We start from the raw sequence: 21133 nt of genomic DNA on the forward strand, positions 1-21133 counted from the left end.
CCTCCCGGCGCTTCCCCTAGAGGCTCCCATTTTATCACCGTATCGCAATCTTTGCCAACAAGACCCTATCGCCTGTAGCCTGCCCGTCGGCCCCCAACACGAGCAGTCGCGGGAAGGCCGGATCGCCGGCGTCGTACAGGCCTACTTCAATCCAATATTCGCCGGGCGGGGTGTCGGGTTTCACATACAGCGTGTACTGGTCGGCGATATACTCGCCGGGCAGCCAGCCTGTGGTCGGTCGGTTGCCGCCCTGCGGGATGCTGTCCTGCTGCGCCCAGATTCGGTTCTCGGCGTCAATCAGGTGCACGAACACGGTGTAGGACTTGGGCACCTCCTCGCGCGCAAGCCAGTACAGCGTAACGCGAATCGGCTCGCCCGCGGCAACGGTTGTCGGCTCCACGTCCGCGCCGTACAGTTCTGCGTAGATGTCAAACCGCGCCGAGACGATCATCTGCGCCTGCGGCGGGGTGAAGACCCGCGCCGGCCCGCTCACCTCCACCGCGCCGATGGGTACAGAGTCCCCGACGGCGGCGCCGCTCGCCCGTTCGCGCAGCGCCACCTTCAGCACGTAGGTGCCGGGCGCGACCGCCGCCGGAACGGGTACCCTCGCCACCCACCGCACCGGGCGCCCCGGCCCCCACGCCGACGTGGGGTAGGCCGAGGTCCCCAGCGAGAACACCTTCTCCGCGACGACTGCCCCATCCGAGCCCGCCAATGCCACCGCCGCATCGTAGTCGGCCGCGACCGTCCCCGCCGCCTCCCAGAACGCGACGATGGACACCGTCTCCCCGGGCGACGCCTGTTGTCGGTCCATCTGCCATGCGACAAGGCCCAGGTTCCCGCCCAGTATCACAGGGTTGCGCCCGTTCGGAAGGTCGGCAACGTCGGCGGGTTGCAGCGCTCGGACCGGCACCGGGCCGATGCGCGCCGACTGCCCTTGCGGCGCTCCGGCCGCGTCCAACACGTCCAGCTGCTCGCCTGTGGCCTCGTCGTACACCACCACTTCCAGGAAATACTCCCCTGGCGGCGTCCCCGGCAGCGCCGGCGGCGGATTGCTCCCGAAGACAGGCTCCCCCGGCCGCCAGCGGCTCGTGGGGAAGTAGTAGCCGGCGGGCCGCCGATCCAGCGATCCCCAGAACTCGCCCGCGCCGTCCCGCAGCCGCAAGGACACCGAGTAGTCGCGGTCCAGCGGTTGCAGCGCCTGCCAGTACAGCAGCAAGTGCCCGGCAATGCCGACGGAGAACCCCAGCAACTCCACGCGATTGCCGAAATTCACCCGCTGCGGGTACTGCACCTGCGGCTCGCTGGAGAAATGCGCGCCCTGGTTCAACGCCCAATGCACGTACCGCACGCCCCAGAATTGCGGCCCCGAAGGCAGCCGCGACCCCTCCTCATTCAGCATCATCGTCAGGATGCCGTTGGGGTCCGCGATGTGGTCCTGCCAGAAGACCACCCACACGCCGTCCTTGCCCGCCAGGATGCGGTTCAGGTCATCGGCCACGCGATACGTCAGCACGTTCTCCACGTCCAGGATCGGGTCGGGCGGAAGCGGGTGCCAGTTGTCGGGGCCGAAGTAGTACTGGAACACGGGGAAGAAATGCCCCGCGCACAGGATGACCGTCTCGTTGGGGCCGATGCGCTCCTTGATATATCGCGCCACGTTGCGGAAATCGTCCCGTTGGAAGCGCGGGTCAAAGTAGTTGTTGTAGTTGCCATACGCGAACACGCCGAGCGCGAATACGAGCGCCACGGCGCCCACGCCGCGCGCGGCCCACCGCGCCCACGTCGTGCGGATTCGGCGCGCGTCCAGCATGAAGGCAAGCCCCGCGCCGAGGATCATGAAGAACCCAGGCGACGCGAACAGCAGGTGCCGCGTCTCAAACTTGGGCCGGTTCAGAAACAGCGCGATGAACAGTCCCACGGGCAACGCCGTGTACAGCGTCGGAAACAGCAGCGCGAACCAACGGGGCAGCGGCGATTCTCCCAGGGGGCCGGTGCGCCGAAGCGCGGCCACGAGGAGCGCCACCGCTGTCAACGCCGTTACCGCGACAAATGCCGGCAGGAGCGCCTCCGCCGTCTGGCTGAGCAGCGTCTCGCCGGTCCAGTAGGACAAGAAGGCCCGCCGCACCACTCCGCCGATGCCCAGCGTCCCCTGCCAGTAGCCGCGATACAGGCCGAGGTTCTTCGCCGCCAGCAGGATCCAGGGGACGTGCAGCAGCGCGAATGCCGCGGCCACCGCAAGCGCCTCTGCCAGCACCGCGGCGCGCCGAACCCAGGCAGCCCAGCCCAGCAGGAAGGCCACGGCGAGAAAAACCAGCAGGAGCGCGCCGGTCATGTGCGAAAGACTCACGCCCGCCGCAGCGAACAGCAGCCCCACCCAATACAGCCCCCGACGCCTGCTGCGCTCGGTGAGCACCTTGAGCAGGAACCACGCCGCCACCAGGCCGAGACACGTTAGCAGGGCATAGGTGCGCGTCTCCTGGGAGTACCAGATGTACAGCGGGGATGCCGCCACCAGCGCGGCGGCCAGAAAGCCCGACAGGCGACCGAATAGCGCCTTGCCCACAAGGTACATGAAGGGGATAGTGAGGGTTCCGGCCAGCGCCGAGAGCGACCGAACGGCGGCCTCGCTGGTGCCGAACGCGGCTTGCCAGAAGTGCAGCAGATAGTAGTACAGCGGCGGGGCGACATCGCGGGCGGTCCAGGCCGTGGCCTCGCGCAGGGACATGGAGGCCAGATACACGCTGAACCCCTCATCGTACCACAGGCTGTGGGAACCCAGGCGAAACGCACGAAGGGCCGCGCCTGCCAGTGTCAGCAGTGCGGCGGCCCACGTCCAGGCATGTACGCGGCGGAGCCGATTTCCGATGACTCTCGGAGCCTGCGCAAGCATAGCGTGTATCATATCACAAGCCCGCAACCCAACAAAATCGCCCGCGCGCTCACCGCAGCCGGTAGACGGCCATGTTATCGCCACCCGCCTGAATCGTCCACGGCGAGCGCGTCTGATAGACCATGACCACGTCGGGCCGCGCCGTCATCTCCGGATACCACGACGGAAACGTTACCAGGTACGAGGCCCCCCGCGCCCGAATGTACTCGTACAGGCGGCCCTCGTCGCGGATGAACGGCACCACCTCCGGGCTGACCAGCCCCGCCAAGTCCACCAGGCGCCGCCGCGTGAAGTATCCCACCGCCCCGATGTCGTGCGCCGCGATGAGGGCATCGCTGGGCGTGTTGCGATCCAGCCACTGCGCCACATCCACCATCTCGGTGTCAATGATGCGGACGTCGGCCAGGTATGCCCGCGCGCCCACGAGCACAAACACCGCCAGCACCGCGCACGCCGCCAGCGCCAGCGCGCGCGACAGGATGCGTCCCGCCCGACCTTTCGCCCTCGCTGCCAGCAACGCCGTGCCTGGCGCGCCATAGACCAACAGCGCGGGAATCACCGGCATCTCGTACCGCCCGTGCTGGTACGTTACCGGCAGGCGCGTCGCGTACAGCACCACGGTGGCCGCCCACCACAGCAGCGGCAGGAACCCCATCCAGTCGCGCCGCCTGCCGATGTCCCGCCACGCCAAGGCCATGCCGGGCACCAGCAGCACCATGCCCCCCACGAACTGCACCCCCGCCACCCGCATCAGCCGCACCAGCCACGGCACTGCCTCGGCGACCTCGCGATACTCGGCCTGCTTGGCGTAGAACGTGTTGGGCAGGATCGCCCCCGACGCCTTCCAGTTGAATAGAAGATAGGGGACGGCGAGTAGAAGGAAGCCGCCCACCGCCAGCCCGTAGCGCATCAGGGCCGCGCCGCGCCTGCCGTGCGCCCAGTCGCCGCGCCGAACTGTCAGCAGGCACGCCCCGCCCAACCCCAGCGGAAGCAACCCCTCGGGCCGCGTGAGGAACGCCGCGCCGCCCAGCAGCCCCCAGCCCAGCCATGCCCGCGCGCGATCATCCCGTGCCAGGGCCATTGCGCCGCCCAGCACGGCCAGCGCCAGCGCCGCGAACAGCGCCGTCTCCATCCCCGACGCCCCGGCCCAAAGCAGATGCCACTCCAGGGCACACGCCAGCGCCGCAACCCAGCCCACGCCGAGGCCCGGGAACAGCCGCCGCGCAACCCAACCCGCGACCACAGCCACCGCCCCCAGCGACAGGCCGCCCACGACCGCCGTCCACACGCGGAAAGGCGCGCCCAACGCATACCCCAGCGCCAGCGCCAGCGTCCACAGCGGCGCGGTGGAGCCTGCGCTCACCTCGCCCGGAACGTAGGCCCAGGCCCCCGTCTCCACCAGGTTGCGCGCGTAGGTCTGGTGAATCCAGCCGTCGTCCAGGGGGAAGCCGGGGTAGCCTTGCGCCGCCGCGTAGCCCACGTAGGCCAGCGCCCCCGCCACCCCGACCACCGCCGCTGCAAGAATGCCCCTATCGCTCCCCTTCGGCCATTTCATACAGCACGACCTTCTCCCCCAGAGCATCGTAGAACACCTGCCGCAAGATCCAGCCCGGCGGCGTCTGGCCCTTATCGTAGATTGTGTTCAGAAAGCGCGGATGATTGTACTCCAACACCAGCCAGCGGACGCCGTACTTGGCCTGCACGAAGCGTAGAGCCTCCATGCCGTCCGACGGGATCGCGACGCACTCGCGCCCGGCGTAGTAGTAGAACGCCGGCGGATCGCCGACCATGACGCGGTCAGCGGCCTCGGCGTGGGCGTCCAGCCATCGGGCCACCACGGGATACGCATCGTAGCGCAGGTTCCACGGCGCCACCGCCGGTGGCCTGCCTCCGATGGCCCGCGCGTACAGCACCCCGCTGACGGCCACCGCCATCGCCACCAGCGCCACTGCGAAGACGCGATAGGCTTGCGTCGCGTTCCATGACGCGCGCCGCGCGCCTGCCCATGCTATACCCGCGCGCAGGCCCGGGAAGACCGCCGCGAACAGGAACGGCACCAGCGCCCCCGCCGAGTGGAAGAAACTGCCCCGCACCCCCGGAAAGGTGAAGGCGAAACTCATCGCCACGAGCAGCAGCGTCCCGAACGCCATCGCCGGCCACAGGGAGACGCGCCGCCGCGCCGCCCACAGCCCCCAGGCCGACGGCCCGACCAGCACCACGAGGAGCGCCCCCACCAGCGTGATGAGGTTGGACACCAGCGCGGTCGCCTTGGACGCAACGATGGAGGCGAAGCCCCACGACAGGTAATCGGCAAGGGTTGGAATGTGCCGCGCCGCGTACAGTTCGTCGTAGTCGCGGAGGAACAAGGCGCTCAGCCCACCTCCCGCCAGGGGCGAACCGGCGACTGCCCAGTTGCGCGCGAACCACGGCCCCATGACCGCCGCGTACCCCACGAGCATCCAGAGCGCCGCGCGCGCAGCCGCCCTGCGCCCCATGATGCCCCGCGCCCCCGCCCACAACAAACCCAACATGCCGACCAGAATCAGCAGCACCCCGTCGGGCCGCGCCAGGTGCCCCAGCCCCGCGCAAACGCCTGCCGCCAGCGCCCGCCACCTGCGCTCGTGCGCCCGCGACATCAGCCACAACGCGCCGCACCCCGCCACCGCGAACGGCGCGAAACTGTCCGGCGACGTCCAGTAGGCCGCGTAGAAGCCGGCGAGCAGCGTCAGGAGCGCCGACGCCGCCGCCTCGCGCGGGATTGCGCCCATCTGCCGCGCCAGGCCAAAGGTGAGCAGGGGCAGCGCTGCCGCGCACACGATGAACGGCAAACTGGCGGCGTCGTAGGAATCCCCGAACAGCCGAATGGCTCCTGCCGCCAGGATGCTCGGCAACGGCGCCCAGTACAGGTGGCTGGGGTGCGGGATGTCCTCGGGCGCGTCCAGGTAGTTCCACACGAACGGCTCGGTGAACCCCTGCCCGCCGGCGATGCGCTCGCCCATCGTCAGGTGGTAGTAGGCGTCCATGTAGCCGGGGCTTCGCTTGGGCAGGTGCAGGAGCAACGCCAGCGCCAACCCCGCGACGACTAACGCCGCGAGGGCAACCCACTGCCTGCCGGGCCGCGCGACGGTGTTCATTCCCGCGCACCTCCTCCGACTGCCTTTCGCCTGCGCCGCGCCAGAGGCCAAAGGAGCACCCCCGCCGCCAATGCCGCCGCTCCGGCGGAGACACCGCAACCGACGCGCCACGTCGCCGGCGCAAACCGCAACTCCACGACGTGCTCCCCAGACCGGCTCATGGGCACGGCCATGAATGCGTAGTCCGCGCGCAGCACGGGAACCGGCGCGCTGTTGTCCCACGCGCGCCAGCCGCGATGGTACGTCTCGCTCACCACCAGGTAGGCAGGCCCATCCGTGCGCGCGCGAACCGACAGGCCGTTCTGCGACGCTGCCCATGAGAGCACCGTCCCCGCTTCCGCGCCTCCGGTTGTGAGCGCGGGCGGTGATTCCAGCCAAACGCAGTCGGGACGGAAGTCGCCCTCGCGCAGGATGCGATCCCACTCGTCGGGCGTGGAAACCCGCCGCGCGCACGACACGACGCGCACGCGCGGGAACACCGCGTCGTTCTCGCCGATGACCATGCCTGGCGTGTCCCGCGCGACGCGCAGCCCCGCGATCGGCGTGCGCGAAATGACATACCGCACGTTCATCAGCCCCAACAGGCGCTTCTGCGCGTCGCCCGCCGCCGACTCGGCGCGCCGCCGCAGTTCCACATGGTGCGCGTCCAGCAGCGGGTCGTAGTTGCTGGCCGTCTCAATCCCCTCAAGGGCGCACAGGTTGGGCAACAGGCTGGCCCGCAGTCCTCTGACGGTCGCCTCGTCCTGCGGCCCGAGGTCGGCGAAGCGCGTGAAGCCGGAGAACATCGTGTTGTACTCGTAGGACTCCGTGGTGAGAATTCGCGACGTGCCCGACGCCTGGCGTAGGAACGTCGGGATGTCGGCATCGCCCGCGAAGGCGCTCTGCGGCGCGCTTGGGATGAGCGGCCGCCCGAATGTGGCCAAATCCACCAGCACGATGACCACCGCCGCCCACCTCCATGCGGCCACGCGGCGCGGATCGCCTCGCCTGGGGCACGCCGCTGCCCACGCGCCGATGGCCGCCGCCGTCGCCGCCAGCCTCAACAGCGCCGCCGGAAACGTGCTCTCGCTGAAGGGGGGCACCTTCTGAAGGATAGCCAGCATCGCCGAGGCCGCCAACCCGCCGGCCAGCGTCAGCCGCCCCCAGAAGACCCATGCCCGCGAAGGGGACAGGCGCTCGGCCCCGAATCCGGCCAGCATCGCCGCCGCGAAGGTGTACAGGAACAGGAACCGCGCGGGCGCCTGGAACCAGGCAACGCCGGGAAACCATCGGTACGCCAGCAGGTACAGCGGACTGTGGCTTCCCAGCGCCATCGCCACCGCGACCACGGCAACCGCCAGCAGAAAGCCCGTCGGCGTCGGGCCGGCCGGAACCGAATCGGGGCGAGGCGGCTTGCGGGCGAACCGTCGGGCGAGGCTGCTCGCGCCCACCAGCGCGGCCAGCACAAGCGGCAGCACGCCGATGAAGCCGCAGTCCTCCCAGTAGTTGGCGTATCCCCAATAGTTGCCCTGCGCGGGATTGCCGAACAAGTCGGGCACGAGGAACGCCAGGAGATGCCACGGCCAGAGCGAGTAGGTCATGGCGCGCTCGTAGTCGGGGCCTGACGGGCGCTGCGACTGCGCCAGGAGTTCCGCCGTGGGCAGCGCCTGCGCCGCGCCCAGGAGCAAGACCAACGCGACGGCTAGTCCCAGCCAACCCACTGCGGCCAGGCTTCCCCGCGCCCGTCGCGCATCGGGAAGTCCCCCCCAGCCCCGCCATAGCGCATACGCGCCGAGGAACAGCAGCGCGTAGTACAGCATCTGCGCGTGGCCGGCGCACAGGAACACCGCCAGCGTCAGCGCCAGCCCGACCGCCCGCGTGAGCGATGGCCGCCGACATAGCCGCTCCGCCATCAGGACGCTGGCCGGCAACCAGGGGTAGGCGCTCGTCATGCTGCCGAACTGCGCCCGCGAGACCACAAACCCCGCCAACCCGTAGGCCAGGCCCGCCACCAACGCGGCCGCCGGCCGCAAGCCCCACGCCCGCGCCAGCGCGTAGGCGAACACCCCCGCCAGCGCCAGATGCAACGCGAACAGCGTGCTCATCGCCTGGGCAGTCGGCAGCGCCAGGTACAACCAGTTCAGCGGGTACAGCGCCGCCGACTGGAGGTTTGCCAAGAGCGGCGCGCCGTTGCCCAGGGCGTGCGTCCACAGCGGCGCGTGGCCGCTGCGTATGGCGTCGGCCACCAACCGGTGCCACGGCAGGAACTGGAGCGACGCCGTGCCCCAGTAGAGCACGCGGCCCCCGAACAGCAAGTCCCAGGACACCAGCGCCGAGGCCAGCACAACGGCGCCGACACCAACCGCATCCCGCCAGGCCACTCGCCTCATCGCTTCCCTCCGAACGCCGTCGCGACGCCATAGGCGAGGAACGTCAGCGCCGAGACCGCCGCGCCCGCGTAGAACCAAATCGGCGCGTAGGCCAAACGGACGCGATGCGCCCCTGCCTCGTCAATCGGCACGGCGCGTAGGAGAAAATCCGCCCGCATCACTGGCGCGGGCCGCCCGTCCACCCAAGCGCGCCACCCAGGATACCAGATTTCGCTTACCACCAGCGCCCCCGGCCCCGAAGCCTGCACGTCCAACTCCAGACTGTTCGGAGAGCGGGCCACCACCCGCACCCTGTCGTCGGCGGCGTCCCCGCCGGCGGTGGCGGCGAATCCCGACCATTCGGCGCCGATCACGGCCTGCCGCGCCAAATCCAACTGCGCGAGTCGGCCCAACGCCTCGGCGTCGCCGCACGCTTGCGTTTCGTGCACAAGCCACGCCCGCGGCATGGCCTGCGTATTCCGGTACACGTACGCGTCCGCCACCCGCCCAACGAACTCCCAGCCGTCCACCTGCACCGGGAATGCCGCCGCCAGGTGCGTTACGTTCAGCAGGCCCAACAGGCGGGCGCTGGGCTGGCTGTCGGAAAAAGCCGTTTCCGTCGGCGCGTCGGGCGGGAACGGCGGAATGGTAACCCTGTACCCGGCATCCGCATAGCCCCCGGCCAGCGCCATGAAATCGCGGTAGCGGCGCAGTTGGGTCGGATCCACCCCGTCCGCCATCTCCAAACCGTAGCGCCATGCCGTCTGCTGCGGGACGCTGTAACTGGGCGAGTAGATGCGCCCACGGTCTGGCAGGCTCGCCAGGTACGCGGCGGCGTCCCGCCCCGGCGCGACCACCTCGTCCACCGTCGCCAGATGCCACCAGGCCCGCGCCGCGCCGGTTGCATCCGCAAATGCCGCGCACAGGACCAGGACGGCGGCGATTCGGGCGGCTCGGCCCCGCATGGCCAGCGCCAACGAGACCACGCCGACCGCGCCCGCGATCCCGAAACGCAGGTGGGCACCGACCTCGCCAAGCCCCGCTGCCGCTGCGAACCCGCCCAGCGCGCCGAGAGCGGTCAGCGTCGCGCCCAGCGCCAGGCTTGCCGGCCGCCTCGCCTGCGGGTCGCGGCAAATGGCAGCGGTTGCGTCCAGGTCCATCCCCGCGAGCGCGCTCACGCACCCCAGCGCCAGAATCCAGAACCGCGCCGGAACCCGCAACAGGCCCAGGCCCGGCAGCACATGGAGCGCCAGGCCGTAGAGCGGCGTGTGCGCGCCCAGGGCCAGCGCCGCCGCAAGAACTGCGCATCCCGACAGCGTGCAGGCCATCCTGCGGCGCGGCCCCCAGATCGCCAAGACCGCCGGCGCGATCGCCGTGGCCCCCAGGTACGTGGCCCACTCGTGCGTGGCGGGTTCCAGCGGCAGCGCCGCCCCGAGCAGGGCAGCGGGCGGCAGCGACAGGGCCATGGCCTCCTGGGGCGACAACGCGGCACGCGTGGCCTGACCCAGCAATTCCGCCAAGGGCAGGGCAAGAATAGCCGACCCGCCTGCGAAAGCCAGCGCCACGGCGATGATCGTCGCGCTCCATTGCCGCCATAACACCGATGGGCGCCGCGACAGGCTCGTTATCCCGCGCGCCAGCCCGATGGCCGCGGCAGTCAACACCGCGTAGTAGCCCATGCGCACGTCGGCGAGGAAAGCCGCCGCGAGCAGGAGGCCCAGCCGCCAGCCGTCGCGCCAGGAACGCGCGGCAAGCGCCGCCCACGCCGCCCAGGGCAGCCACGCCCACCCGTACACGATGCTCACATGTCCAGCGCCCAGATGGGCCGCCAGGCGCGCCCCGAAGGAGAAGACCACAGCCGACAGCAGCGCCCCTTCCGCCGACAGCCCTGCGCCTCTCCGCATCAGCGCGAACATGCCCAGCGCGCCGAATCCCACGTGTAGAAGCGCCAACACGGCGAAGGCCGTCTCCGTGGGCAAGGCAGCATGGAGCCAGTTCGGCGGGTAGTGGAAGCCCGCCAGTGGGTTGCCCGCTAGCGGCTGGCCGCTGAAATACGTTGCCATCCAGAACGGCCACTCGCCCCGCCCCCGAACCGACTCCCGAAGGAGCGACTCCATCGGCCAGTGGCTGATGGCCAGGTCCGAGAACTCCCCTCGCGCCGGCATGATGAGGCGGTCGGCATGGATGGGCAGCGGCCACAGGCTGATGAGCGTCAGGGCGCCGATGAGGAGCGCAGCCCACACCCACTCGCGACGGGTCGTCCTCATGGCCGCTCCCCTGAGGCCCACACCTCAACCGTCCCGCACCGCGCCAACAGGCGCAGCCCTATAGCCTGCGGCGAGAACGACGCCGCCATCGCCTTCTCCCTGGGCCCCCAGATCACGAACGCCACGCCGTGCTCGGCGAGAAAGCGGCGGCACGCACTCTCGTCGGCCTGCGCAAAGAATCGCTCCAGCGCGGCTTTCTTCTCCGCAGCGCGAATCGTCTCATAGGGATGGCCGTACACCACCGGGTTGCCGGCCCACCCGGGCACGATGGTGCTAAGCGTCGGCGACGCCGCCACGACTCCGCGCCCGCCGCTGGCATCCCGAAGCGCGGTCAGCGCGCACGCCTCGTCGCCGCTCACGAACACGCGCGCCTCGCCGCCGACCGCGCCCACGATGCCCAGGATCAGCAGCATCGCCGAGGACAGGCTCGCCGCCGCCTGCACCACGGCGAACGCGAGATTCCCCAGGCGCGGCTTCGCCCGCGCGGTCAAGGCGCCGAACCCCGCCGCGGCCAGAATCCCGACCGGAACCTCCAGCCCGATGGAGAATCGCCGCTGAAGCGCAAATGGGACGTACATCCCCACAGCCGCGACGCCAACCCACACCAACACCAAATCCAGCGGCGAGGGCCGTTGCCGCAGGGCCGCCCAAACGCCCACCGCCGCCAGCGCCGCCATCAACCCGTAGCCGGCCAGCCAGTGCCACGCGGGCGGCGACGCGGTAACGTTTTGCGCCGACCACGCCGCCAGCGCCCCGTTCGCGCCGTACACCCAGGCGTCGTACCCCAGCACGGGCGCGCCTGCCACGCCGGCCACAACGGCGACGCCCAGCGGCCTTCGCCAGCCCTGCTGCCGAAGGCGTTGCAGCATCGCGTAGGCCCCCAGCACCGCCACGATGACCGGCAGGGCCAGCGGCTGCACCACCGCCATCGTCAGCCCGCACGCCGCCGCCCACGCCAGCCGCCCAGGCCGCCCGTCGGCCAGGCTCATGTCGGCCAGCGCCGCCATCAGCCCGATGGCCAGCGGAAAGTGCGGGTTGGACAGCGCGCTGTAGAACGCAAACGCCTCGGGAATCCACAGGTCGGGCAGGAGCGGGTCGGCGGTCGGGAACAGCCAGCCAAACCCCGCGCCCAGCGCCGTGAGCAGGAAGGCTCGCCGCCGCGCCGCGCCGCCGAAGAACCGCCCCAACAAGCGCCACACCAAGGCGCACATGAAGGCCGACGCGAGAAGCCGCGCCAGGTGGAAGGTCAGGGGGAGCGACAGACCCAGCGCCCGCGCCAGATGTCCGAGCAGCAGGTAGAACGTGAAGATGAACGCGCCGTCGTGGGGTTCCTCGGTGAACGGTAGATGGAACAGCCACGCGCCGTCCCAGCCCTGCCGCATCTTGGCCAGGTACGAGTGGCCGTCCCAGGGGTTGTACAGCACGCCGGTGAACACCAGCCCGTTCGGAGCGGCAAGCCATGCGACGGCATAGGGGACAAGAGTCAGCGCCAGCAGCGCGCAGACGCAAAGCGCGATCCAGAGACGCTCGTTCGGCTCGCGGGTGGGCATAGAACTCTCCGGTTGCAATGTCGCGCGTGCATTCTACCACGAACTGGCCTGGCGTCAACGGGCCGGTGGGCGCAGCGCCGCCACACCCGCAATTGCCTCGCCTTGCCCCTCATGGTATAATGGGCCGCGCAAATGCGCCAACACGCACGCGAGGGGCCCAGTGGAAATCACGCCGACCCTGTACCGCCTCCAGCAGGCCGAACTGGAACGGGCCGATTGCGCCCAACGGCTCGCGCAGGTCATCGCCACCCTCGGAGACTCCTCCCAGGTGGCAGCCGCCGACGCCCAGGCCAAAGCCGCCCAGGCCGCTTTGACCCAGGCGCAGACGGCCGTCCGCGAACTGGAACTGGAAATCCAGAGCGTCAAGACCAAGCGGGCCAACACCGAGGAGCGCATGTTCAGCGGCAAGGTTACCAATCCCAAAGAACTGGCCGGCCTTCAGAGCGAAAGCGAAGCCCTCCAGCGCCGCATCGCGCGGTTGGAAGACGACCTACTTGAGGCGCTCATCCGCTTGGAGGAGGCCCAGGCGCAGCACGCCGCCGCCAGCGCTCGCCTCGCCGAGGTTACGGCGCAGCGCGAGGTTCAGGTTGCGGACCTCACGCGCCAACGCGAGGAACTTGAGCGGCGCATTGCCGCGCTGGATGGCACCATCGCGCAAATCCGCGCCGCCCTCAACCCCGAGAGCGTAAGCCTCTACGAGTACCTGGCGTGCCGCAAAGGCAACCGCCCGGTCGCGTTACTGACCCGCGCCAACGTGTGCAGCGCCTGTGGCGTTTCGGTGCCCATCGCCATCGCGCAGCAGGCCCGCGACCGCTCCCAAGTGGCCTTTTGCCCCTCGTGCGAGCGCATCCTGCACGTTGAGGGATAGAACCCGAGCCATGCATTCACAAAGGAGTGATGCGATGTCCACCGATACCTACATCCAACGCGCCTTTGAGGATTTGCAAGCCATCTTCGGGGAGCGAGTTACTGTCTCGCCCATGCACCGCATGGCCTACAGCCGCGACTGGAGCCCCCGCCACCGCTCGGCGCAAGACCTGCCCGACCTCGTCGTCATTCCGCACAACACCGATGAGGTCGTCCAGTTGGTGCAGGTGGCGCTGCGGTACAACCTGCCCGTCGTGCCCTTCGCCGGCGGCACCGGCATGGGTGGGGGCGTGGCGGCCTGGCGCGGCGGCATCATGGTGGAGACCAAAGGACTGAACCAAATCCTGGAACTGGACCTGCAAAACCTGTCCGTTACCGTCGGGGCGGGGATCACCGTCTGGACGCTCAACGAGCACCTGGCCCGCCACAACCTGTGGTTCCCCCACCAGCCCGAAAGCAAGCGCGCCTGCACCATCGGCGCGTGCATCGGTTGCGACAACGACTCCACGTTCGGCATCCGCTACGGCAAGATTCTGGAGAACCTCACCAACCTGGTGCTGGTTACGGGGCGGGGCGAGGCCATCCGACTGGGACGCCGCAAGGCTTCGTTCACGTCCACGGGCTACAAACTCATGGAACTTGTCGTCGGATCCGAGGGGACGTTGGGCGTAGTAACCGAGGCCACGTTGCGCGTCTTCCCGCTGCCCCAGACCCGCCAGGTGCGCGGGTACCTGCTCCGCAGCCTGAACGAAGGCGCGAAGGCCCTGGAGCGGCTCCTGGCGGCGGGCCTTGCTATTGACAGCGCCCACATGAACGACCGCGAGCGCCTGCACTTCTACACCCACTCGTACCGCGAGAAGTATCACCGCGAACCCCAGGTGCCCGACTGGGCGCAGGCCATCCTGTTCATCTCCTGGGCCGGCGACCCCGACGTGGTGGACTTCAGCATGGACAAGACCACGCGCATCCTGCAGGAGGAGTACGGGGCCGAGATGGTGCGCGAGCAGGAGATGGTGGACGGGTGGTGGGACTCCAAGCATCGCCTGGAGTTCATCCCGTTCAAGCAGAAATGGCCCGACAGCCAGCGGGTCAAGAAGTTCGGCGCCGCCGACCTGGGCCTGCCCATCGGCCGCCTGGACGAGGCCTACGCCCGCTTCCGCGAAATCGCCGCGAAGTGGCATCAGGACGTCCTGGGCATGACCGTGTACAATGAAGCGCCCAACAAATCCACCGCCAGCATCAGTTTCGCCGTCTTCGTGGATGACTCCACCGAGGAGAACATCCGCAACTTCTACGAGTACGTGCGCGAGATGAGCCAGATGGCCGTGGAACTGGAGGGGACCATGAGTTCGTACATCGGCGACGGCGACCGCCTGGGCGGGTTCAGCATCCTGGAGCACGGCCCGAGTCTGGAATACATGCGGCAGGTCAAGGCCCTGTTTGACCCTGCGGGCATCATGAACCCTGGCAAGAAATTTGAGACGAGGTGGCTGCGATGACTGCGCAAGACGCCCTCATGCCGTACATAGATGACATCTACACCTGCAACCGCACCCGCTGCGGCTTCTGCCGCGAGGAGTGCCCCGTGTACCGCGTGGAGGGATACGAAACCTACTCCTGTCGGGGCAAGATGCTGGTGGCGCGGGGCTTGCTGGAGGGCACGCTTGAGCCCGACGAGGAGATGGCGCGCATGGCCGACGAGTGCCTCCTGTGCGGCTACTGCGCCGCCCGCTGCGCCCTCCACAATGTGGAGATCATCACCGCGCTGCGCGAGACGCTGGCCGAGGCGGGCTTCCGCGCGCCCAAGCATCAGGCCAACGCCGCGCAGATTCTGGCCGAAGGCTACCTCTTCCCGCGCACGACGGCCATCCGACGCGAGGGCACAACGCCGCTGTACCTGGGGTGTTTGTATCAAAGCAAGCCCGCCGAGGTCAACACGGTTCTGTCGGTGCTGGACAAGGCCGGCTTTGACCCGCTCATCACCGACGAGGTCTGCTGCGGCTACGTGGTGGAAGCCACCGGCGACTCGGAGGGGTTCGCCCGCGCGCAGGAACGATTCCGACAGGTCTATGCGCCCTACGCCGACCAGGAGATTCTCACCCTGTGTCCGACCTGCACCATCACCTTGCGCGACAAGTACGGGCTACGGGTGAAGCCGGCCATCGTCGCCGTGGCCGAGCGCCTGGGCGACCTGCGGCTGGAGCCCGTCGCCATGACGGCCACCTACCACGACCCGTGCCATCTGGGGCGCATGTTGGGCGTCTTTGAGGAGCCCAGGCAGATCATCCGCGCCCTGGGCATCAACCTGGTGGAAATGGAGCACAACCGCACGTTCAGCACATGCTGCGGGGGAGGGGGCGGCGTTACCGCCGTCAACCCGAAACTGTCGGCGGAGATCGCCAAGAACCGCATCCGCGACGCGCTGGCCGTCGGCGCCGAGACCGTCATCACGGTCTGCCCGACGTGCACGCCCACCCTGCTCCGAGGCGCGGGCCGCCTGGCCAACGAGGTGGACAAGTTCGTGGACGTGCTGGACCTGTGGCAACTCCTGGACAAGGCGCTGGGCGCGTAGGGCGCGTGTTGCCGCACCTGCCGCGAACAGCGTGCGTTGTAGCAAGAGAACGGCTGGCTACAGGGCACTGCGTGCTGGCCGTTGGCAGCCTATCCCAATTTCGGACGGAGCAATCATGACAAAACCGCACATCGCGCGCATCGCCACCGCATTGTTTGTATTCGCCGCGCTGGCCGCGGCACTCCTCGCTGCATCCGCCGCCCCAAGCACCGGTGAGTCCTGGTGGCACGACACCTTTGCGGATGACGCCAGCCTTGAGGCCATGACCGACACGCTCGTGGCCGACGGCAATCTCCTGCTCGCGCAGGAACCCGCGACCTGGACGCAGACCACCGCCGCCGACTTCGCAGCCGGCACCCTCAGCGGGACGCGGGTCGTTACGCAGGGGGACGCCGTGGAACTGGCGGCGGCCGGCTTCTCCGCGCCGACGCGGGTCTATTCGCCCACCCAGCAGGCCGCGCAGAAATCGCCGGCGCTGGCCCACGATGCCGATGGGGGCATTCACCTGGTGTGGCAAGATGTGTTGGCCTCTTCCCTGTGGGAAATCTTCTACACCTATTCGTCCGACGGTGGAGTTACCTGGACGGCGCCCCGTGCCATCCCCCACCCGTCCACGGCGTACCGCTATCCTGCCCGCATCGCCGCGGCAAGCCCCACCGAGATTCACGCCGCGTGGCGCGAATCCAAAGAAGGCGACAACGGCGATAGCATCATATACGGCCGCACGACCAACGGCGGCGCCGACTGGACGCTCACCAGTCTGGCCTCATTTTCGTCGGGTGGCAACAAAGCCCCCGACATCGCCCGCTCTGGGTCTGGCAGGATACACGTTGTCTGGGCGGTAGATTTCGGTGGCGTGTTCTACGCCAACAGCGCCAGTTGGAGCAGCGCATTTCGCATCAGCGATGCGACTGACGCGCAGTTCAGCGACGCCCCGCGCATCGTCGCCGGCCCAGGCAACACCGTGTACGCCATCTGGGCCGACGACCGCAGCGGCGAGTGGAAAATCTACGTGGACCGCAGCACCGACGGCGGCGCACACTGGAACATAGACGTCCGCATCAATGGCGTGGCGGGCGCCCAGGACACGCCGTCCCTGGCCGTGGCGACCGACGGCACGCTCATCGCGGCGTGGCGGGACAACCGCGATCGCCCCACCAGCGGGTACGACATCCTCGTGTCCCGGAGCACGGACGGCGGCAACACGTGGGCCGAACCCGTCCGCATCCTCTCGCCGCAGACAACCGCAGACCAGCACAACCCGGTGCTTGCCGTGGGCGGGTCTTTCGTCCACCTCCTGTGCCGCGAGGATGATGGCGGACAACTGAATCTTGCCCACGCCTATTCTGCCGATGGCGGGCTGACGTGGTCCTCCCTTGCCCCCGCCGACCCAGGCGGCGCCGGTTTTGAGCATGGCATCCCGGCCGCCATTGCGGAGGCATCAGGGCGCCTGCACATGGCCTGGGAAGACCGCCGCGAAGTCGCCGGGCGAATCTACATGTCCCGCTACGACCCCAACTACGTGGATATGGGCATTTACATGTCGCCCGTTTGGGACACGGGCGGCATCACCCGGTGGGGCGCGCTGGAGTGGGCCGCCTCGGTACCGGCGAGCACGACCTTGTCGTTCCAGGCGCGAAGCGGCAACACCGCCACCCCCGACGCATCGTGGAGCGACTGGTCGCCCGAGTTGTCGGTGTCGGGCATGGACGTGCCCGCGCCCGCCGCGCGATTCGTGCAGGTGCGCGCCAACCTGGCCACGACGAATCATCTCGTGTCGCCCCGCGTGGATGAGGTGCGCCTGTCGTATCAGCGCTACAAGCCCGCAGGCGCGGCCGTTTCCGTGCTCATCGCGCCCAACCCGCTCGGCCAGTGGGGCCGACTCGTGTACACCGCTACCATCCCGGCGGGCGCTGCCCTCCACGTGGACGTCCACGACGCATCGGACGCGCCCGTTCTGATGGATGTCCCCAGCGGGGCCAGCCTGGCGGCGCTGAGCGTGCAGGCTTACCCCGCTCTCAAACTGGTGGCGCGGCTGGAGTCGCAGGACGGCAGCGCCTCGCCCGCGTTGGATGGGTGGGCGGTCTCGTGGTGGCCCGAGGCGCCGACGCTCACGGCCACGCCCACGACGACGCCGACCGACACGCCCGCGGCGACCCCGACGGCAACGCCGACGAGCACGCCGACGCCTACGCCCACGGCGACCCCGACGGCGACGCCCAAGGCCACGCCGAAGATCACGCCCTTGCCTCACGGGCGCATATTCCTGCCCCTGGTCATGCGCAACGTAGCGCGATAGCGACGGAAACAAAGCGCCGCGGGTTCGCACAAATCCGCGGCGCGGGAGTTTCGCACGAGGTGTTCTAGCGAACCTCGTCTTTCCAAAGTAGGTATCTGGTGATAAAGTATCTTTTATGAGACCCAAGGGACTGGGGGGTAGCACCCCATCAAACCGTGATGGGTGCTACCCCTCGGGTTTGGCCGGCAAGAACTGCCATAATAGGTGTTTCTTCGGGAAGCTGATAGCCGATACCAAGAAACTTTTCCCTAAGATAAACCGGCCTGCCTGCAGCGCAATATTCTTGAGGAACCGGACATCCAGAGGTAATGTCCGTATACTCCTGTAAAAAGAAAGCGGCGTGAGGTACAATGGTGGTGATCAACACACCAAGCCCTGACGGGCAGAAAGGACCTCACGCCATGAGAAGAATAGCACCAAGTGACCAGATCAAGCAAATGATTGCCAACCTTTTGCAGCGGGGACTGGAGAGTCAAGACGCACCGGCGGACACGCTGCTCCGTTTGGGAGCCCAGTTGCTTATCCAGGAAGTGCTGGAACAAGAGGTTACAGACTTTCTTGGACGAGAGCGTATGAGCGTCGTCCGCCGGGCCAGCCGAGGATGGGGTATCGCAACGGGTACGAGCCGGGCCGCATCCGGAGCACGGAGGGGGAGATCTTGTTGCAAGTGCCACAAGTGCGCGACGCGACAGAACCCTACCGGTCCAAGGCCAAGGATGTACTTGGGGGAAGGACCGATGTCTTGGAGCGTCTGGCCGTGCAGATGTACACGCGAGGGCTTTCTACCCGAGACATAGAGGATGCGTTCCGGGATGCCACGGGGGAGTGCTTGCTGTCGCGCAGCGCGGTGAGCGAATTGACCGAGGTCCTGTGGGAAGAGTACCAGGCCTTCTGCGAACGGGACTTGTCGGAGATTGAGGTGGAGTACCTGTTCCTGGATGCGGTGTATGAATCGTTGAGGCGACAGGGCGGGGTCAAGGAAGGGGTGCTGTGCGCCTGGGCTATCTGCAGCGATGGCAGCAAGGTCATGATCCACGTGGCCTTGGGGAACAAGGAGCGGTACGAAGATTGGCTGAACTTCCTGCGGGACTTGGTGAGGCGGGGGCTGCGAACGCCGGTGCTGATCACGTCTGACGGCGCCCCTGGGCTGATTCGTGCGGTGAAGGAGGTTTGGGGCAATGCGCTGCGGCAGCGATGCCTGGCGCACAAGATTCGCAATGTTCTGGACAAGGTGCCAGACAGCGCGCGAGACGACGTGAAGCGCGCCGTTCAGAGCGCCTACTACGCGCCGAACCAGGAGATTGCCGAGGCGATAGCCACCGACGTGCTCAAGAAGTATCAAGACCTGTATCCCTCTGCCATGAAGTGTTTCATGGATGACTGGGAGGCCTGCATCGTGTACCTGCGCTGTCCCAGCGCCCATCACAAGTACATCCGAACGACAAACCTGTTGGAGCGCAGTTTCTTGGAGGAGCGGCGGAGAACAAAAGTGATTCCTCGCTTCTTCAGCGAGAAGAGTTGTCTCAAGTTGGTGTTTGCCACCCTGTGGCAAGCGAGCCAGCGATGGCGGCGGGTGAAGATGACCGAGTTTGAGCGCCAGCAGCTTCGCAGGCTGCGCAGCGAGTTGGGACTTCCGCCCATACCACCCAATGCAGGCAGGTCAACCGAGAGACGAGAGGAGTTTCGCATTGCCGCCTAAACTTCACGCCGCTACTTTTACAGGAAATCCTGGACTTGACCAACAGTTCAATCACGTGTTCTATACGCTGCTGTACCAGCCGTGCATCATCCAGCGTATACGCGCCCATGAGAAGGTTTTCCTCCACGGTCATTCCGGCAAAGACGCGGCGTCCCTGGGGCACGTAGCAGATACCCAGTTGCAACCTTTCATGGGGCTTGAGGCCCCTGATCTCCTTGCCGAGAAATCGGATGCTGCCGTAGACATAGGGCAGATTCCCGCACAGTGCCTTCAGCAGCGTTGACTTCCCTGCCCCATTGGGCCCGATTAGGCAGACGATTTCACCAGGAAACACATGCAGGTCAATATTCCGTAGCACCTTGAAGTCTTCGCGATATCCTCCGGACAGGCCTTCTACGACAAGAATCGGCTCATTCACCAAGGTACGCCTCCATTACACGCGGATTCGCCTGCACCTCGCTAGGGCTACCCTCAGCGATCTTCTGCCCCGAGTCCATCACGATGATGGGATTACAGTAGGTCATGATGACGCCCATATCGTGCTCCACGATTACGAAAGTCTTCCCTTGCTGATTCAGATGCAGGACGACGTCCATAATGCGCTCAACGAGGATTGGGTTCACGCCGGCCGCCGGCTCGTCCAGCAGAATCAGTTCGGGATCTCCCATGACCACCGAGGCAAACTCCAGCAACTTCTGCTGACCGTACGACAGTTCGCTTGCCAGGTTGTGGCGCAGGTCGTACAGGCCAACGATTCTCAAGAGTTCCTCCGCCCGTTCAATCTCATGGGGAAGCAAGCGCCGTCGCATCAGGCCGAAACCCCACTGCCCGCTGACAGAAGCAATCACATTCTCCAATACGGTCAGGCTCCCGAAAACACGGGTCTCTTGGAACGAGCGGGCCATTCCCATGGCCTTGATCTTGCTCGGCCTCTGCCCAGCATAACGTTGCTCCTTGAACGTAATACTCCCCCCATCGGCCTTGTAGTAGCCCGTAAGCACATTGATGGCAGTGCTCTTCCCAGATCCATTAGGGCCGATGAGGCCTGTGATACTGCCTTTGCGGATATCAAAACTGCACCCGTCCAGCGCGACCACGCCGCCGAAGCGCTTGACAAGACCTTGCGCCGACAAGATCACCTCATCGCTGATTTGCCTGTGCTCCACATCTTGGCATTCGGGCCGGAGCAGGTTAGGAGCGGAGGCCGCTTCCGGCGTACCGGCTCCCGTCGCAGATGAGGTGTGATTCTTGCGATGTCGCCCGAACAACGATATTAGCCCACCCGGAAGATAGAGCACCGTCGCTATGAGAAGCACACCAAACAGCAAAACGTGCAACTCGGTAACTAGGATAATATTCAGGAACTGACCGAGTGGGATAAGAACCAACGCCCCCAGCACCGGCCCGACCACCGTGCCCTTACCGCCAAAGATGGCAAACAGCAGGATGTTGATGCTAATGAGGATACTAAAGGTTCCCGCAGGGCTTACGTAGTTGATGGAAT

Annotated in this window: 12 protein-coding genes and 1 pseudogene; 5 read left to right on the forward strand and 8 right to left on the reverse strand. The window is 67.4% G+C overall.

The annotated features are described in order from the left end of the window. Positions 1 to 34 precede the first annotated feature (34 nt). The 6 genes from H5T65_03050 to H5T65_03075 are packed head-to-tail and all read right to left on the reverse strand — an operon-like array spanning position 35 to position 12192. Positions 35 to 2905, reverse strand: a complete 2871-nt coding sequence (locus tag H5T65_03050) for a glycosyltransferase family 39 protein (protein MBC7258203.1) — start codon at positions 2903 to 2905, stop codon at positions 35 to 37. Positions 2906 to 2942: 37 nt separating this feature from the next. Continuing rightward, a complete protein-coding gene (locus H5T65_03055; GenBank protein MBC7258204.1) occupies positions 2943 to 4448 on the reverse strand; it encodes a hypothetical protein in 1506 nt (501 codons plus the stop codon). Further along, on the reverse strand, positions 4423 to 6027 hold the full coding sequence (locus tag H5T65_03060; protein MBC7258205.1) for a glycosyltransferase family 39 protein: 1605 nt from the start codon (positions 6025 to 6027) through the stop codon (positions 4423 to 4425). The genes H5T65_03055 and H5T65_03060 overlap by 26 nt, the downstream gene beginning before the upstream one ends. Next, entirely contained in the window at positions 6024 to 8396 is a 2373-nt protein-coding gene (locus H5T65_03065; protein MBC7258206.1) for a YfhO family protein, read from the reverse strand. The genes H5T65_03060 and H5T65_03065 overlap by 4 nt, the downstream gene beginning before the upstream one ends. Further along, positions 8393 to 10642 (reverse strand): YfhO family protein, encoded by a 2250-nt coding sequence (locus H5T65_03070; protein ID MBC7258207.1) that lies wholly within the window; start codon positions 10640 to 10642, stop codon positions 8393 to 8395. Before H5T65_03070 ends, H5T65_03065 begins: the two co-directional genes overlap by 4 nt. Beyond that, the gene (locus H5T65_03075) at positions 10639 to 12192 is read right to left on the reverse strand and encodes a hypothetical protein (protein MBC7258208.1); all 1554 of its coding nucleotides are present in this window, start codon (positions 12190 to 12192) and stop codon (positions 10639 to 10641) included. Before H5T65_03075 ends, H5T65_03070 begins: the two co-directional genes overlap by 4 nt. 160 nt (positions 12193 to 12352) lie before the next feature. On the opposite strand from H5T65_03075, the gene H5T65_03080 reads away from it, so the two are divergent. The 5 genes and pseudogenes from H5T65_03080 (at position 12353) to H5T65_03100 (ending at position 19563) form a co-directional block, all read left to right on the forward strand. After that, positions 12353 to 13060, forward strand: a complete 708-nt coding sequence (locus H5T65_03080) for a hypothetical protein (GenBank protein ID MBC7258209.1) — start codon at positions 12353 to 12355, stop codon at positions 13058 to 13060. Between the two features lie 34 nt (positions 13061 to 13094). Beyond that, entirely contained in the window at positions 13095 to 14558 is a 1464-nt protein-coding gene (locus tag H5T65_03085) for an FAD-binding oxidoreductase (protein MBC7258210.1), read from the forward strand. Beyond that, positions 14555 to 15631: a (Fe-S)-binding protein gene (locus H5T65_03090; protein ID MBC7258211.1), complete on the forward strand. Its 1077-nt coding sequence runs from the start codon at positions 14555 to 14557 to the stop codon at positions 15629 to 15631. Before H5T65_03085 ends, H5T65_03090 begins: the two co-directional genes overlap by 4 nt. A 115-nt stretch (positions 15632 to 15746) precedes the next feature. Continuing rightward, positions 15747 to 17930 carry an exo-alpha-sialidase gene (locus H5T65_03095; GenBank protein MBC7258212.1) on the forward strand — a complete coding sequence of 728 codons (2184 nt, stop codon included), beginning with the start codon at positions 15747 to 15749 and terminating at the stop codon, positions 17928 to 17930. Between the two features lie 401 nt (positions 17931 to 18331). Next, positions 18332 to 19563, forward strand: a pseudogene (locus H5T65_03100) (IS256 family transposase). Here the strand turns inward: H5T65_03100 and H5T65_03105 are convergent. Together H5T65_03105 and H5T65_03110 are read right to left on the reverse strand one after the other, a co-directional pair. Continuing rightward, positions 19454 to 20047 carry an ATP-binding cassette domain-containing protein gene (locus H5T65_03105; protein MBC7258213.1) on the reverse strand — a complete coding sequence of 198 codons (594 nt, stop codon included), beginning with the start codon at positions 20045 to 20047 and terminating at the stop codon, positions 19454 to 19456. The pseudogene H5T65_03100 and the gene H5T65_03105 overlap by 110 nt on opposite strands. Next, positions 20040 to 21133 (reverse strand): ATP-binding cassette domain-containing protein (locus tag H5T65_03110; protein ID MBC7258214.1); only part of this gene is annotated, 1094 nt, incomplete at its 5' end. The genes H5T65_03110 and H5T65_03105, both read right to left, overlap by 8 nt.

This window comes from Chloroflexota bacterium, assembly GCA_014360805.1.
GTDB lineage: Bacteria > Chloroflexota > Anaerolineae > DTLA01 > DTLA01 > DTLA01.